This is a genomic window from Paraburkholderia diazotrophica, assembly GCF_900108945.1.
Classification (GTDB): Bacteria; Pseudomonadota; Gammaproteobacteria; order Burkholderiales; family Burkholderiaceae; genus Paraburkholderia; species Paraburkholderia diazotrophica.
The window spans coordinates 92,975-107,828 of record NZ_FNYE01000009.1 but is presented as its reverse complement, the minus strand read 5'-3'; the positions used below and the strand labels follow the sequence as shown (position 1 = coordinate 107,828).

The 14,854-nt window shown below is 61.2% G+C and carries 13 protein-coding genes and 1 pseudogene; 10 read left to right on the top strand and 4 right to left on the bottom strand.

Features of this window, described 5'->3' with window-relative positions; genetic code table 11:
- Positions 1–70: 70 nt before the first annotated feature.
- Positions 71–376 (top strand): hypothetical protein, encoded by a 306-nt coding sequence (locus BMW76_RS14140; RefSeq protein ID WP_143062259.1) that lies wholly within the window; start codon positions 71–73, stop codon positions 374–376.
- A gap of 86 nt (positions 377–462) precedes the next feature.
- On the opposite strand, the gene BMW76_RS14135 is transcribed toward BMW76_RS14140, so the two are convergent.
- A complete protein-coding gene (locus tag BMW76_RS14135) occupies positions 463–1,992 on the bottom strand; it encodes a CYTH and CHAD domain-containing protein (RefSeq protein ID WP_090865895.1) in 1,530 nt (509 codons plus the stop codon).
- Positions 1,993–2,200: 208 nt separating this feature from the next.
- A complete protein-coding gene (locus BMW76_RS14130; protein WP_090865893.1) occupies positions 2,201–3,748 on the bottom strand; it encodes a methyl-accepting chemotaxis protein in 1,548 nt (515 codons plus the stop codon).
- 242 nt (positions 3,749–3,990) lie between these two features.
- Here BMW76_RS14130 and BMW76_RS42810 point away from each other — a divergent pair.
- The 7 genes and pseudogenes from BMW76_RS42810 to BMW76_RS14100 all read left to right on the top strand — a co-directional run.
- Positions 3,991–4,293 (top strand): annotated as a pseudogene (locus tag BMW76_RS42810) (DUF2252 family protein); the annotation flags it as partial.
- Positions 4,294–4,327: 34 nt separating this feature from the next.
- Positions 4,328–4,642: a DUF2252 family protein gene (locus BMW76_RS41850; RefSeq protein ID WP_245763220.1), complete on the top strand. Its 315-nt coding sequence runs from the start codon at positions 4,328–4,330 to the stop codon at positions 4,640–4,642.
- A 208-nt stretch (positions 4,643–4,850) separates the two neighbouring features.
- A complete protein-coding gene (locus BMW76_RS14120; RefSeq protein WP_090865891.1) occupies positions 4,851–5,186 on the top strand; it encodes an ArsR/SmtB family transcription factor in 336 nt (111 codons plus the stop codon).
- On the top strand, positions 5,183–5,674 hold the full coding sequence (locus BMW76_RS14115; RefSeq protein WP_090865889.1) for an ArsI/CadI family heavy metal resistance metalloenzyme: 492 nt from the start codon (positions 5,183–5,185) through the stop codon (positions 5,672–5,674). The genes BMW76_RS14120 and BMW76_RS14115 overlap by 4 nt, the downstream gene beginning before the upstream one ends.
- Positions 5,675–5,702: 28 nt before the next feature.
- Complete coding sequence (locus BMW76_RS14110) at positions 5,703–6,197, top strand: arsenate reductase ArsC (protein ID WP_090865887.1); 495 nt, start codon at positions 5,703–5,705, stop codon at positions 6,195–6,197.
- Between the two features lie 5 nt (positions 6,198–6,202).
- Complete coding sequence (locus BMW76_RS14105; RefSeq protein ID WP_090866111.1) at positions 6,203–6,907, top strand: aquaporin; 705 nt, start codon at positions 6,203–6,205, stop codon at positions 6,905–6,907.
- An 825-nt stretch (positions 6,908–7,732) separates the two neighbouring features.
- Complete coding sequence (locus BMW76_RS14100) at positions 7,733–9,526, top strand: hypothetical protein (protein ID WP_090865885.1); 1,794 nt, start codon at positions 7,733–7,735, stop codon at positions 9,524–9,526.
- Positions 9,527–9,681: 155 nt separating this feature from the next.
- Here BMW76_RS14100 and BMW76_RS14095 read toward each other — a convergent pair whose 3' ends face one another.
- On the bottom strand, positions 9,682–10,896 hold the full coding sequence (locus BMW76_RS14095) for a GGDEF domain-containing protein (protein WP_090865883.1): 1,215 nt from the start codon (positions 10,894–10,896) through the stop codon (positions 9,682–9,684).
- Positions 10,897–11,208: 312 nt separating this feature from the next.
- Entirely contained in the window at positions 11,209–12,339 is a 1,131-nt protein-coding gene (locus BMW76_RS14090; RefSeq protein WP_245763219.1) for a GGDEF domain-containing protein, read from the bottom strand.
- A gap of 451 nt (positions 12,340–12,790) precedes the next feature.
- Between BMW76_RS14090 and BMW76_RS14085 the strand changes: the two genes are divergently transcribed.
- On the top strand, positions 12,791–13,549 hold the full coding sequence (locus BMW76_RS14085; protein ID WP_090865879.1) for a FadR/GntR family transcriptional regulator: 759 nt from the start codon (positions 12,791–12,793) through the stop codon (positions 13,547–13,549).
- 481 nt (positions 13,550–14,030) lie between these two features.
- On the top strand, positions 14,031–14,816 hold the full coding sequence (gene garL / locus BMW76_RS14080; RefSeq protein WP_090865878.1) for a 2-dehydro-3-deoxyglucarate aldolase: 786 nt from the start codon (positions 14,031–14,033) through the stop codon (positions 14,814–14,816).
- The last annotated feature ends 38 nt before the right edge of the window (positions 14,817–14,854 follow it).

The following is a 14,854-nucleotide window of genomic DNA, read 5'->3' as shown; positions in this document are numbered from 1 at the left end:
TTCTCTTTCGCTGAACCCGACTGAAATGTCCTGCGAAGCCTGCGACCGGATGCAATGCAGCGATGCAACCGTGCCACACGACGGATTGCGGGCGACGCACAAGCCGAAAAAGCTGCGTCCGCTAGGTCGCAAGCCCGTGCTCGTACAGAACTACCAGTGCCGCGTCTGCGGGACAAACTGGATGCGCGAATTCGATCCGCAAACGCCTGATCATCTGGAATGGGTCTGTCTGCATCACGCATCGAGCATTCTGGACCCGCTTGCCGCGTTGGAACCGGAAGCATCTTTACCATCGACGGATCGCCAGAGCGAAAGCGCGGAGCCGATCGTTGCGCACGACATACCACATCACGCGTTTCGGCCGGAAGCCGCGTGATATGGAAACTCATATGGAAAGCATCTTGTCAGGTGCGCCGTATTTCGCGCCCTGACCACCGGACACGTGATAACGATGTACTCGGGTTAGTGCGGCGGCGAAAGACGTCTGAAGCGTTTCCAGAGCTTCTTCAATGTCCGATGATCGGCGGCGACGCGTGACGCGAGAAAGCCTCGTGCAAAGGCGGCGCCCGCAGCCGTCTCAGGCGACGTTCGCGGCAGCGACTTCAGCAGTTCATCGGCGACGACGGCATCGTTGCGCCAGCCGAGATCGTCCTGCAGCTCAGCCAGGGCACCGACGTAGTGTTGCACGACGCGCCTCGGACAAAGCGACGCGAAGAACTCGGTCGCGTATCGCACTTTCTTCGCTGCAATGCGGGCGCGATGGCGACGGCGATCGTCGATATCGGCGAGCCCCTTGCCGCGCTTGATCAGCTTCCTGTGCCGGCGACGCAGCACATCCGCGGCGAACAGCCTCGCGGGCCGGCTGAGCGCTTCGCGCTGCTCGTCGGACATTTCGCCTCGCCATCCCTTTTGGCTCAACCATAGCGCGAGTTGCAGCGCGAGCCGCGTGTAGCGAACCGACTCGACGGCCTGCGCCGCGCGCTGCCGGTTGTTGGTGGCGATCTTCAAACAGGCGTCGCGCACGGGCAGCAGTTCTTCGGGATTGCCGCTCGTGCCCGCATGTTCGAGCGTCGATCCCGCGAGCACCTCCCAGTCGCGCGCGGCGCCCAGTTCCGAGGCGATCCACCGCAGCTCTTCGTCGAGACCGGCATAAGCGGGAATGACCGTCGCGAACAGATCGAGCGCCGAGCGCAAACGACGCAGCCCCACGCGCATCTGATGAACGCTCGAAGGATCGTGACCCGACACGACGCCGCGCTCGTTCGCATGAACCTGAGCGAGGCAATTGCGCACGATGCTGCAAAACGCGTCTTCGACCGAATCGCTTTTCTGCAGATGCACGGGTTGCGCCTTCACGGCCTTGCAGTGCTCCGCGATGAGGAGCGCGTAGCCGAGGTCGGCCTTGCTGAAACGGTCGATGCGCAGCGGCACGGTGTCGAGCAGTTCCAGTGCGACGCCGTACAGGTTCTCCGCCTGCCCCTGTTTCAGCTCGAGTTCGAGCGCCGCAATCGGCAAAGAGCCTGAGTCGGCTTCGACCGTGCCTTCGTCGAGTGCAACTTCGATTTCGTCTCCGGACGGCAAGCGCAGCGGAAAAACCGCTCGATTGATTCGCGTGACAAAGACGGGCTTTAACTGAGCCGCTGCGGACTCGTCACGGACCAGCTTTCCGCAGTCGCTCGCCTCGGGGATCGGGTCGTGCAGCAGCTTCAGATCGGGTACGTCGCCATCGACGGGCATCTCGAACTCGTTCCTGTCGAACAGGCCCGCCTGAACCGATCCTTCGAGCTTCAGCGTCTGGAGTCTCCCGTCACCGACTGCGCGCACGCGCAACGACGCCCCGCATTCGTGAAAGGCAAGCTCGGGCGTGTCGAAATAGGTGCTCGTCAACAACCGGGGAACCTCGGCCGCGCCTTTCGATTGCGCAAACAAAGGCACGTGACGCAATGTGTCGAGATCTTCGATGCGGACCCGCAGCTTCAGCTCCTGTTCCATACCGGCTCCCATTTGCGCTCGGGACTATCAGGCTACACCGAATCCGCCGGATTGCGGGTCATGCACGGGAGCATTTCATGCATGCGGCGCGCTGGCCAGCGCAATGCGCGCTTTCGACTCGGGACTGCCGTCGGCATGGTACTTCGATCACGAGGAACCCGGCGGCACGCAGCGGCCGGGGCTCGCGTAGCAAAGAGAAGAGTTCGGGTTAAAGCTGAAAGGCCCGCACGGCCGACCGCAAAGATTCTGCCTGCACGCGCAAATCGCCTGACGCCTGCGCGCCGTCCTGTACGAAAGCGGTGTTCTGCTGCGTCACGCGGTCCATCACGAGAATGGCCGCGTTGACCTGCTCGATGCCGTTGCTCTGCTCGCGTGACGCTTCTGCGATCGAGTCGACCAGATTTGCCACGCCGCGAACGGCGGCGAGCAAGTCGACAATCGTGGCCCCGGCTGCTTCGACTGCGACGCCGCTCTGGTCCACTTCGGCTGTCATCTCCTTGATCAACGCGCCGATTTCCTTTGCCGCTTTCGAGCTTCGCTCAGCAAGTGCACGCACTTCCTGCGCGACGACGGCGAAGCCGCGCCCCTGATTGCCTGCGCGCGCGGCTTCGACGGCGGCGTTGAGGGCCAGCAGGTTCGTCTGGAATGCAATGCCTTCGATCACCGATGTGATGTCGCGCACGCGGCCCGACTGTCCTGCGAGTGCGCGCATGCGCGCACCGGCATCCTTCGCGGCGCGGTCCCCGTCGCCGGCCTTGCCCGACGCGATGCCTGCCAGCGTGCGAGCTTCAGTCGCATGTTCCGCGTTGGCTCTGACCATCGACGCAAGCTGCTGCATGCTCGCCGAAGTCTGCTGGATGCTCGCCGCGTGTTCCTCTGCGCTGGTCGCAAGCGTGCCCGTGCCGCTCGCGATGGATGCGCTCGCTTCGGCGATCGTATCCGTCGAGTGGCGGATCTCGCCGATCATCGAGGCAAGACGTTCGCGCATCGCCTTCATCGCGAACAATACGCTGTGTGTGTCGCCCGGCTTCACGGGCACGTCGACGGAGAGATCGCCCGACGCAACGCGATTGGCGATTTCCGCCGCCGTTTGCGGCTCGCCGCCGAGTTCACGGAACAGGCTTCTCGACATCGACGCGGACAGTGCCGCCACGACGCCCAGACCGACGACGATAAAGCAGATGACGAGCATCTCGACGACGTGTCCCGCTTTTGTCGCCTGTTCGTACTCGTACTGAGCAGCCGTCAATTCGATCTTGCGCAGCTCCGCGCCCTGCTGCTTCAACGTGCGCGACAACGGGTCGACGGTTTGCGTCTGCACCCACTGCGCTTCGGCCAGGCTGTTTGCGCTCAATTGCTGAACGGCCGGCCGCAGACCCTTGTCGCGCAGATTCGCCCAGTTCGAAGCGTATTTCGTCGCGAGTTCACGCGAATCCGCCGATGCGCTGTTGGCGAGATACTGCTTCATCAGCGTGTCGACCTGCTCGATGCGCGCGACACCGCTTGCCGCGAGCGCCTGCGTTTTCTGCGCCGACGGATCGAGAATCGCGTCGCTCACTGCAAAGACCGTTTCGGTGACGAGTTCATTGATGGTCGATATCGTCTGCAACGCTTGCGCGCGTCCCTCATACATCTGCTGCAGCGTGTCGATCGACCTCGACACACCCATCAATCCCGCTGCGCCGATGCAAAGGGCAATGACGGTAACGGCGCCCGTCAAAAGAAGAAGGCGGGTTCTGATACTTAACTTGCGCATTGGAGACCTGAATGGCAATGCGTCGCGGCGGCATGGATGCGCGGCTGCGAGGCACGGAGAGAAGACAGTCCTTTTAAAGGGACGCGTCTTCTTTACGGCCCTAAGCGTGGATACTTGAATGAAGTTTTTATGACCATGCGCACCGACGCAGTGCATATGATGAACTGCCGCATGGCAGCGTCCATTGCGTTTGGGGCTTTTCTACGAAACGCGCCATGTCGTTGTCACTCCGCGCTGCTTGAATGACGCCGCACCAACAAGAGGGGCGGCTTTGTCGCTCCTTTTTCTTTATCCGAGGGAGAACAATGAAGAAATCGTGGATCGCCTTGTCCGCTGCCGCCTGCCTGCTGAGCGCATTTTCCGCCCACGCTCAAACTTCGCGACCCAGTTGGATCGTGACGCAGATCTACAACTACAACCATCCTCTCGCGGCCACGGACAGCGCGGAGCTTGCGACCAGGATGTCGACTATGGCGGGTGACGCGTTCGCGTTCTATCGCGGCACTGACCACATCTTCTACCAGGTCATGCTGACGTTACCTGCATCGAGCTATACGACCACGCAGACGGATCAACGGCTTGAATTACTACTTCCACGAGAAGTCGCCGTATCAGGAAGATTTCGACTACACGCAGTTGACGAGCGCCGGCAAGCTGAATACGGCGGCCGCTTATTTGGGTCAGGCATTGGCATCGGCTCACGCGATTTCCGATCAAGACTACAACAGCTCGATCGTCACCTATAGCATCGACAAGCAGGTGACCGACGCCATCACGAGTACGAGCGGACTGGAATCGGAAATCTCGAGCTTCGCATTCAGCTATGCGGCTCAAGTCAATCTGGACTGGCAATCTTTCGTCAGTGCTTATAAGGCCGGGACGCCGCTTTATTGAATTGGTATCGGTGGGAGAGGATTCGGCTTGGTGCGTTCGGCTGAATCCTCTTCGTTTTTCGAAACTCATGCGCGCGAAGTTCGACGTGTTTTCCGAAATTCGCCCGGCAGATGACATCGCATCGGAGCTGAACCAAATCGCTCGACGAAATGCGGGCGGGCGCATGCGTTCCTTGCTGTTTCTCCAACATTTCGACTATCATTGAAATATGGAAATGAATCAGACCGTCGCTGCTTTGGCGGCACTCGCGCACGAGTCCCGGCTTGCCGTGTTTCGCGCCCTCGTGCAGGCGGGCCCAGAAGGCATGCCGGCGGGCCAGATCGCCGCGCTGCTCGACGTCGCGCCGTCATCCCTCTCCTTTCACCTGAAGGAGCTGGCTCACGCGCAACTCGTCACGAGCCGGCAGGAAGGGCGCTTTGTCTTCTACTGCGCGAACTTTGCAACGATGAACGGCCTGCTGGCCTATCTCACCGAGAACTGCTGCGGCGGCAATCCCTGCACGCCAACGACAGCATGTCCCCCTTCCAGGAAGAAGCAATCATGAAGCGCTTTCACATTCACGTTGCCGTCGAAGACCTCGCAGCAAGCATTCGCTTTTACTCCGCGTTGTTTGCATCCGAGCCCACCGTCGTCAAGAGCGATTACGCGAAATGGATGCTCGACGACCCACGTGTGAATTTCGCCATCTCGCAGCGCGGCGCGACGCCGGGCCTGGATCATCTGGGCATGCAGGTCGAGAGCGAAGCCGAGCTGGACGAGATGCGCGACCGGCTGAAACGCGCTGCATTGCCCGTCGACGAGCAGATCGGTACGGCCTGCTGTTACGCGAATTCGAACAAGTACTGGACCGTCGATCCGCAAGGCATCGCATGGGAGTCGTATCGCACGCTGAACGAAATTCCCGTGTTCGGCGAATCGCGCAAGACGCAGTCCTCTGCGCCGGCCTCGGAGGTCGCCGCGTGCTGCGCGCCGCCGTCGGGCAAACCGGCTGGCGTTCCCGTGAAGTCTTCCTCGTCCTCCTCGTGCTGCTGAGTGCTGCGCGCAATTCGACGGGCGACCTGTGACGACCAACGTATTGATCCTGTGCACGCACAACTCGGCCCGCAGCGTGCTCGGCGAGGCCATGCTGAATCATCTCGCTGCGAAACTCGGCAAGGACGTGCGCGCTTTCAGCGCTGGTAGCGCACCCGGCGGCCGGCTGAATCCGTTCGCTGTCGAGGTGCTCACGCAAGCGGGCATCGACGCGAGCGGCTATCGCAGCAAGAGCTGGCACGAGTTTGCGCGCGACGACGCGCCTGCCATGCGCGTCGTCATTACCGTCTGCGACAGTGCGGCTGCAGAAACATGCCCCTACTGGCCAGGCAGTCCCGTCAAGGTTCACTGGGGCTATGCGGACCCATCCGTTGCGCCCGGCGGCGACGAAGGCAAGCGCGTTGCATTCGAACTCACCCGTCAGGCGATCGGATACCGGATGTTGCAACTGCTGGCACTGCCACTGGAAACGATGAACAACGACGAGCTCCAGCGAGCGCTCACAATCATTTCCGAATCGTGACGACAGTGATCGATCTCAAGCGCAAGATTCTCGCCGAGCTGATCGGCACGGCTTTGCTGCTCGCCGTGGTGATCGGCTCCGGCATCATGGCCGAACGGCTTGCGGGCGGCAACGTCGCGATCGCGTTGCTCGCAAACACACTGGCAACCGTGGGCGGACTGTATGTGCTGATCGAAGTATTCGGGCCATTGAGCGGCGCGCATTTCAATCCCGCCGTCAGCGCCGTCATGACGTTGCGTGGCGAACTGCCTGCACATGAGCTGCTGCCGTACATCGCTGCGCAGCTGATCGGCGCACTGCTCGGCGCGTGGCTCGCGCATGCAATGTTCGATCTGCCCATCGTCGCGTTTTCAGGCAAGATCCGCGTGGGAACCGGCCAATGGATTGCCGAAGCCGTGGCCACGGCCGGCCTGCTGCTCGTTATCCTGCGCGCACCGGCCGGACGCGCGTCGATCATGGTCGCTGCATATATCGGCGCCGCGTACTGGTTCACGGCATCGACGTCGTTTGCAAATCCGGCGGCCGCATTCGGCCGCATGTTCACGAACAGTTTCGCGGGCATCGCACCATCCAGCGTGCCTGGCTTCGCGATCGCCGAACTGATCGGCGCGGTCATCGGTCTCGCACTTCACTCTGCGTTCGAATTGCGCCGACTCACTGGGCACCCCAACGACATCGAATCCTCTGGCACGCGTAACGAAATTCGCTAACCAGGCGGCATGTCGACGCACACGCATCGTTGACTGCTTCTTGCATTCAAGTCGCAGGCATTGTCGATGTGTACAGCACCATAGCCGCAATGCCCGCTCCAGTCGACGCGTCAGCACGATTCCGCCCAGCGGCGAAAACGGCAATACGCAGTACGCCGCCGCGTAACGCAAATGTGAGCGTCGATCCATCGACGCATCGTGGCTACTCCGGCGGAAGAACATCGAAGCCCATCCCGTACTGCGTGTAATGGCGCGCAGGTAAAAGCTGTTCCGATGCAACCCAAGCCGACTCACGGGCTGAATAATATACTTACTTCTTAGAGCCGAAATCGGTAAAAATTCGGCCTCTTTTTGCCGGTCATATCTGCCGATTCTTATCTACGGGGTCGCATTCCAAATCATTCGGCAAAGACCCTCTTGCTGGAACGCGCATCACGCAAAAGAATTCCCCGATGCGACGCATCCATGTGATTGCATTGTTTTTTCTTATGATATTACGCACGTCCGCTAGAACCCGGTAGACTTTGCGCTGTTCGGACTTATGTAACGGCATTAAATACCGATTCACTGTTTTTGGTGCTAATCGAGTCTGTGACATTTGCTGCTTTACGGACAATGAGGTACTTATTGCCGGCAAGGCGGTAACGCGGCCAGGACACCTGCCGCGCTCTTTTAACTTGTCACGGGAACGCACCGCGTCGGTCAAACGTTTGCGCTTCAAGGATTCCAAACCCTGAAGCGGACGATCTGCGCTTTTTCCTCGCATCTCCCAGACGAATTACGCAACTTCTGCCGGTGAGTTTCACGGCGAGGATCTTGTTAGCCATGATCAAACGACGTCAATTTCTCGGACTCCTAACTTCCCTTGGTGGCAGCTACATTCTGACCGCTTGCGGCGGTGGCAGTGAAGGCATCAGCGGCAGCTCGCCCGTTGCCAGATCGACAGCGCGCGCAAGCGCTGCATCGGCGAACGGCACGACGATTCCATCCGCATCGTCGATCATCGATAACAACGGTTCCGTATGGACGCTGTCCGGCGGTTCCGTGTATCTGAACGGCGTAAAGGCCGGCAACAACTACAACGTCACGCTGGTGCTGTGGTACGGCGGCACCGTTTATCACCAGGGCACGGGCGGCCAGTTCTACGCGTATAACGGCACCACATGGTTGGCGAGCAGCGATCCGCGCCTGGGCGGCGGCGGCGCCTCCAGCGACGGCACCTCGATTCCGCCCGCTTCGCAGATCACCGACACGTCGGGCGCGGTATGGACCGTCGTCAACGGCGTGATCTATCGAAACGGATCGAAAGTCGGCAATACGTACAACGTGTCGCTGCTGCTGTGGTTCGGCGGCAGCATGTACCACCAGGGCACGGGCGGTCAGTTCTACGCATGGAACGGCACGACGTGGAACGCCTGCAACGATCCGCGTCTGGGCGGCACGTCGGCGGACGGCACGACCATTCCTTCGGCTTCGTACATCATCGACAAGACGGGCGCAATCTGGACTGTCGTCAATGGCGTCATCTACCGCAACCGCGCAACCGTCGGCAACACATACAACGTTTCGCTTCTGCTGTGGTATGGCGGCAAGATCTGGCATCGCGGCACGGGCGGGCAGTTCTACGTGCTCGCCGATCTCGACAGATGGTTGCCGTGCGACGACCCGCGCCTTGCTACATCGCTGACGACGGCCGGAAGCTTCTATGGCATCAACGGACACTTCGACTACACGTACACGCCCGCGCAGCTCGTCGCGATCATGAAGAGCATGGGCTGCACGTCATATCGCGTGGGATGTACCGACGATCCGATGCAACTGAATGCCGTCACGAAGCTGGCGCAGGCCTTCCAGGCCGCCGGACTCACACTGTTCGTTCTCGTCAACCAGGGCGTGTATGACGCAACGGGTGCGCTGCTTCCCGGCGAAGGCGCCGCATACAACCGCGGATTCGCGGTCGGCATGACGATCGCAAAAGCGCTCCAGCCGTATGGCGTCACGCTTTATGAATGCGGAAACGAGCTGACGCGACAGGACGCAACTGTCATGGACTTCACGTACGCCGGAACAAAGGCCTCCGATTTCAACAACGCCAACTGGCCCGTCATGCGCGGCGTGATGCGAGGGATGATCGATGGCGTGAAGTCGGTTCAACCGTCGGCGAAGTGCGGCATCAACTTCTGTGTTGCGGATGTCGGCGCAGCCGATGCGCTGTGGGACGGCATGCAGCCGGACGGCAGCGGCGGCTATCCGAAAGTGCGCTGGGACGTCACGACGTGGCACAACTACGAAGTGTACGGCGACATCTTCAACATCGGGGTCGACGGTGCGGGTCCGGGCTTCGATCTGCCGACCTACTGCAAGGCCCGATATGGTGTGCCGTTCATCATCTCCGAATGGAATACGGGTCCGGAGAAAACCGAGGCTTATCGCGCGTCCTACATTTCTTCGACACTGGCGAACTTCTACCGGTCGAGAAAGAGCCACAACATCCAGTCTGTGATGTACTACGTGCTGGACAGCGGCAATAACACGTACGGCATTATGATCAACGGTACTCCGATTAGCCAGCCGTACTCGGCGCTTTCGAGCTTCATTTCGGCAAACGCCGACAGCTGATCCGGCAAAAACCGGTCGAGCATCGACGAAGCTGTCTTAGCGGCCCGCCACCCGGCGGGCCGTTTTTTATCGTAGCCGACCCTGGCGTTCAAAAGGCAGAAACGACCGAAGCCATACGACGACAACAGCTTCGCAAATCCCGCGTTTAAACAGCGTTAAACAGTACTTCTGCGGCGAGACGCAACTTCATCGTCATCGTCGCGAGATCCCAGGCGTGCGGCCGGCTGCGCCAGTTCAACCCGATTCCCGCCAAGCGATTTCGCGCTGTACAACGCCTGATCGGCGGCTGCCAGCAGGTCGGCAAGCGTGAGCGTTTCGCTTGTGGACTGCGCCAGTCCGATGCTGACCGTGCCCCTGATCTCGACGCCGTTCTTCCTGTGAGAGACGGCGTCGGCGAAGCGCCTGACGATAGCCTCGCCCACCTCTTTGCTGCGAACGCTGTCATGTCGAGGCAGCAATGCGGCAAATTCTTCTCCGCCTATACGCGCGAGAATCGCATCCCGTCCCAACACGCCGCGGGCGACATCCCCAAATGACTTCAGGACCTCGTCGCCCGTCTCGTGGCCGTATCGATCGTTGATTGCCTTGAATTGATCCAGGTCGAACGCAAGTAATGAAACTGGCCGGGACACTTCACCGCGGATGACGCGCGCGCCCTCTTCGAAAAACCATCTGCGATTGCCAAGACCGGTCAGATAATCCGTCTGCGATTCCTTTAGAAGCTGACCGTGGGCTTCGTCGCGCACGAGCCTCAGCAAGGTCATCGGCAGAACGACCGAATACAGCACGCCCTCGTATATCGTGATCTTGCCGACAACCAGCAGCATGCCTTGCCCATACAGCGCCACGAGACCGGGCAACACAAATGCTCTCGCGGCATAGAAGAATGCATGGGCGCCCGACACGATTGCAGCGATGTGCCGCGACTGCATCCCTTTCATTCCGTCGCATCGCAGCAGCTCGCGGGACGTCATGCCGCAAGCCACCGCGATTGGGAACGCACTCACGTAGCTCCACATGGTTTCTTGCCACCGCGTGCCGCCAACCGCCCACGCCAGCGCCAGTAGAACGAGCATGCCGATCGAACCCGCACGGTATTGCCGGTTGCTCAACGATGCGACGCCGTGCAGGATCAGCAGATAGCCGGAGACGATGATCAGGTTGCTTAGCGCAGAGCCCGCCGCGCCGGGCAGATCGTGGCGCAACGGCGCCACCGCACAGCCGATGGCAAGCGTGGCGTATCCCGCTGCCAGTATTTGCAATTCCCTGCTGCGTCCGGGATGCGTGCGACGCTCCCAGAGCGTCATCCCGCAACTGGCGAGAAGGGTTCCGATCGCGAGGAGATATAGAGTTATAAGATCCACATGCATCGCTGACGTGATGACCTGATGTGATGGCTTTAGGCCGGCACATCGCGGCGAAAGCCGGATTTTACGCCGAAATTTTCGACAGCAAGATGATAGTCAAGCGTCCGGTTTCAATAGCGAAGTACTGGTGCACTGGCGTTTCAAGAGTAGATAGCACTCGACGTATTCCCTTGCACAGTACTTGTCGCGGGCCGGTGCAATAGACGTTCTTGCGGCGCCGTCCGCGCTGCCGAATAACGTCGATTGTCGTTGCGTCCGCACGCTTCGGCACCGGGTCTTGTGTCGAACGCAATGGCGTTCACCGCACTGACGCGCCTAAAGCAGAATCACATGATCGCTGATCCGCACGCAGTTCCGGCCGCCGCGCTTCGCGCCGTACAGCGCTTCGTCGGCATCGCGCGCGAGTTGCTCGATCGTCGCGTCGGCAGCGGCCATGCACGCGACGCCGATGCTGCACGTATAGCCGGGCAGCGATTGATCCTCTTTCCGCTCGACCCTTCGCCGGATGATTTCGGCCTGCTCTCGCGCCTCGTCGGGTTGCGCGCGCGGCAGCAGCACGGCAAATTCCTCGCCGCCCCAGCGCGCAAAGTGGCCGTGCTCCGGCAGCATGTCGGCGACGCGTCGCGCGAAGTCGGTCAGGATGCGATCGCCCGTCGCGTGCCCGTACGTGTCGTTCACGTGCTTGAAGTGATCGAGATCGATCAGCATCAGCGAAAGGAGCCCGCCTGCGCGCATCGTCTTTTCGCGTTCCTGCTGATGCGCGCTCAGAAAGGCGCGGCGATTCAGCAAGCCCGTCAGCGGGTCCATGAAGGACTGCTGTTCGAGCTGATTGCGAAGCCGGTCCATCGCCGCGAACAGCAGGCCGACCGTCACTGTCAGCGACATCAGCGCGCTCGTCGTCAGATAGATCTTCTGGAACAGGTCCGCCGAAAAGAGTCCGGCGTTCGCCCATGACGGCGTGAACATCGTCACGACTCGCGCGGCCGTCACGGCCGCCTGGACCAGCAGCATCGAGCCGACGAACAGCGCGGTGTTGCTGCCGCGGCCCAAACGCAGCATCACGACGCAATGCGTCCCGTAGGTCAAGGTCAGGATCAGCGACATCCACAGCGTGCGGCCCGCTGCGGACGGCTGCACCCACGTCGTCCAGCTCATCGCGATGATGCCGACGATCAGCAGCAAGGCAATGAAGCGCCGCGACGGACGGCGCCCGAAAAACAGCTGGCTGCCGATCAGCCACAGTCCCGTGCCGAGGATCATCCCGACATTGGCGACGAGAAACGAAAGCCAGTCGGCGATGCCGCCGCGCAGCGCAAGCATGATCGCTGACACCGACACGATCAGCGCCCCCGACGCCCAATGCCCGACGCCGCGAATGTTCGTCGGAAAACCACGGCTCAGCGAAAACATCACGAGCGACATCAGCCCAGGCATGACTGACGACATGAGAATGACGGTGCGGAGATCAAAGGCTGGCATACGGTTCCGATAGCGGTCTGGCGACATGAGAACCGTCCGGGCTCGCCGACGGCGAGGCGACGGATTTGATCGCCTCATGTGCGCTGGCAGATCAGGCTCGCAATATACCGTACAGCGAACGCAGACTTCACGTATGTCTGTCCAGCGCGGACTATGTCACAAGCGTGTTCACCGGACATCGCTCCGCATATACGTAAGCCGGGTTGCAGATGCTTGCTGCTGCAACAAAACGCGCACCGGTTGTGGAGAGCGAGCCTGCAATGCGACGTCCGACGAGACAGGCGATAGAGCCGCTAACACCGATACAAACCCGCGCATATTCGCCTTTTTACGGCCGGTCAATTCGTAACTACGCGCCGCTTTCGCGTTGTAGGACAACGTATAATGAAGACAAATCTGAATCCCCGAGGAGCGTTTCATGGCCGCGTCCGTAGCACCAGGTTCGACCCCAAGGCGGGCACGCGGGAGTCTTGCCGATCAGGTCGTCGCTTATGTGAACGAGCAGGTTGCCTCGCACGCGCTCAAACCCGGCGATCAGCTGCCGACGGAAACTACTCTGATGTCGTTGCTCGGCGTGAGCCGCACCGTGGTGCGCGAAGCCATTTCGCGGCTGCAGGCCAATAGCGTGATCGAAACGCGCCACGGCATCGGCAGCTTCGTGCTCGAACCGCGTCGCGAGCCGCTGGGTCTGGAGATGGTTCCCGCGACCACACTCAACGACGTGCTCTCGGTGCTGGAGTTGCGCATCAGCCTCGAAACGGAATGCGCGGGGCTCGCGGCCCAACGCGCGAGCGAACGCGATATCGCGAAGATACGCGAAGCACTCGACGCCATCGAAGCAGCGAGCCGCGCCGGCGGCGACAGCACGGCCGCCGACTTGCGATTCCACATTTCGATTGCGAGCGCGACGGGCAACCGCTATTTCGTCGACATCCTCACGCAACTCGGCACGGCGCTGATTCCGCGGCATCGCGTGGATTCGCCGGGGCTCGCGCAAAGCGATCTCAGCGCGTATATGGCGCGGGTCAATCTCGAACACGAAAACATTCTCGACGCGATCGCACGCAAGGACCCCGACGGCGCGCGCGCCGCGATGCGCATGCATCTGTCGAGCAGCCGTGAACGCTTGCGCCGTGCAAGCGCTCAGGCGGAAGAAGCGGCGACACGCACGACGTGAGCCGTCGAGAGCACGCAATCGGAAGAGCGGCCCGCATGTGGCCGCTCTTTTTATTTGCGCAGCGCATCTGACGATCAAGCGTTGACGATCGTGCTTACCGGGCGACGCAATCGGCTGAACGGGATTGTCGTCGGCCAACGACTGTGACAACGGCTCTGCTGGAGAGCGCTCGCGGCGCGCCGTCTTTTCTGCATCCGTCCAGCCGGCATCCGTCATCATACAACTAATTTCGCAAGCTAACCGTGTATGCCTTCTGTGCGCCCCGCTTTGCAGGCTTCCTGCGGATGCGTTGCGGCGCGTCCAGGGTTTACCACCCTTCCTCCTAGTCAACTGACGACTTATCTTGTGTTCAGACGTCCTATGACATACCATGTTCCGCGCAGGACGAAATTCGCCTTGCGTGGTTCGTCAGCCGGGCAATCCGCTTGCATCGGCCCGGAGCAAGCGCTAAAGCGCCTGCTCTGGCCAACAGGAGAATGAAATGAACCAGCCGTCCCCATATCAACCGCTGCCGAACAGCTTTCGCGCCGCCGTCAGAAGCGGCGAGCGGCTCATCGGCTGCTGGGCGTCGTTTGCCAGCCCGATCACGACCGAACTGCTGGGCACCGTGGGCTTCGACTGGCTCCTGCTCGACGCCGAGCACGCGCCCAACGACGAACTCACGCTGATCCCGCAACTGATGGCGTTGAAGGACAGCCGCTCGGCGCCCGTGGTTCGGCCGCCCGCCAACGACAGCGTGATCATCAAGCGCATGCTCGACCTGGGCTTCTTCAATTTCCTGATTCCGTTCGTCGATAGCGCGGACGATGCGCGCCGCGCCGTGGCCGCCACCCGCTATCCGCCGCACGGCATTCGCGGCGTGTCGGTCAGTCAGCGCGGCAACCGCTACGGCACCGTGACTGACTACCTGCACGTCGCCAACGAAAACATCTGCGTCGTCGTGCAGATCGAGAGCCGCGCGGCCGTCGAGGCGATCGACGAAATCGCGGCGGTCGAAGGCATCGACGGCGTCTTCATCGGACCGTCGGACCTCGCCGCCGCATACGGCCATCTCGGCAATCCCGCGCACGCCGATGTCCAGCAGGCCATCGCGCATGTGTTCGAACGGGCGAAGGCAGCGGGCAAAGCTTCGGGCATCCTCGCGCCCGTGCAGCAGGAAGCCGAGCGCTATCTCGCGATGGGCAGCACGCTGGTTTCCGTGTGCGCCGACATGGGGCTTCTGCGCAACGCCGCGCTAAACGTCCGAAAGCATTTCATGCCGGACTGAGCGGAACGCCCCCTCACCTCACACTATCTGGAGTAGCG

Coding starts and splice junctions, on each gene's coding strand:
- BMW76_RS14135 (WP_090865895.1), bottom strand. CDS start 1,992: ATGGAACAGGAGCTGAAGCTGCGGGTCCGCATCGAAGATCTCGACACA.
- BMW76_RS14130 (WP_090865893.1), bottom strand. CDS start 3,748: ATGCGCAAGTTAAGTATCAGAACCCGCCTTCTTCTTTTGACGGGCGCC.
- BMW76_RS14120 (WP_090865891.1), top strand. CDS start 4,851: ATGGAAATGAATCAGACCGTCGCTGCTTTGGCGGCACTCGCGCACGAG.
- BMW76_RS14115 (WP_090865889.1), top strand. CDS start 5,183: ATGAAGCGCTTTCACATTCACGTTGCCGTCGAAGACCTCGCAGCAAGC.
- BMW76_RS14100 (WP_090865885.1), top strand. CDS start 7,733: ATGATCAAACGACGTCAATTTCTCGGACTCCTAACTTCCCTTGGTGGC.
- BMW76_RS14095 (WP_090865883.1), bottom strand. CDS start 10,896: ATGCATGTGGATCTTATAACTCTATATCTCCTCGCGATCGGAACCCTT.
- BMW76_RS14090 (WP_245763219.1), bottom strand. CDS start 12,339: ATGTCGTCAGTCATGCCTGGGCTGATGTCGCTCGTGATGTTTTCGCTG.
- BMW76_RS14085 (WP_090865879.1), top strand. CDS start 12,791: ATGGCCGCGTCCGTAGCACCAGGTTCGACCCCAAGGCGGGCACGCGGG.
- garL (WP_090865878.1), top strand. CDS start 14,031: ATGAACCAGCCGTCCCCATATCAACCGCTGCCGAACAGCTTTCGCGCC.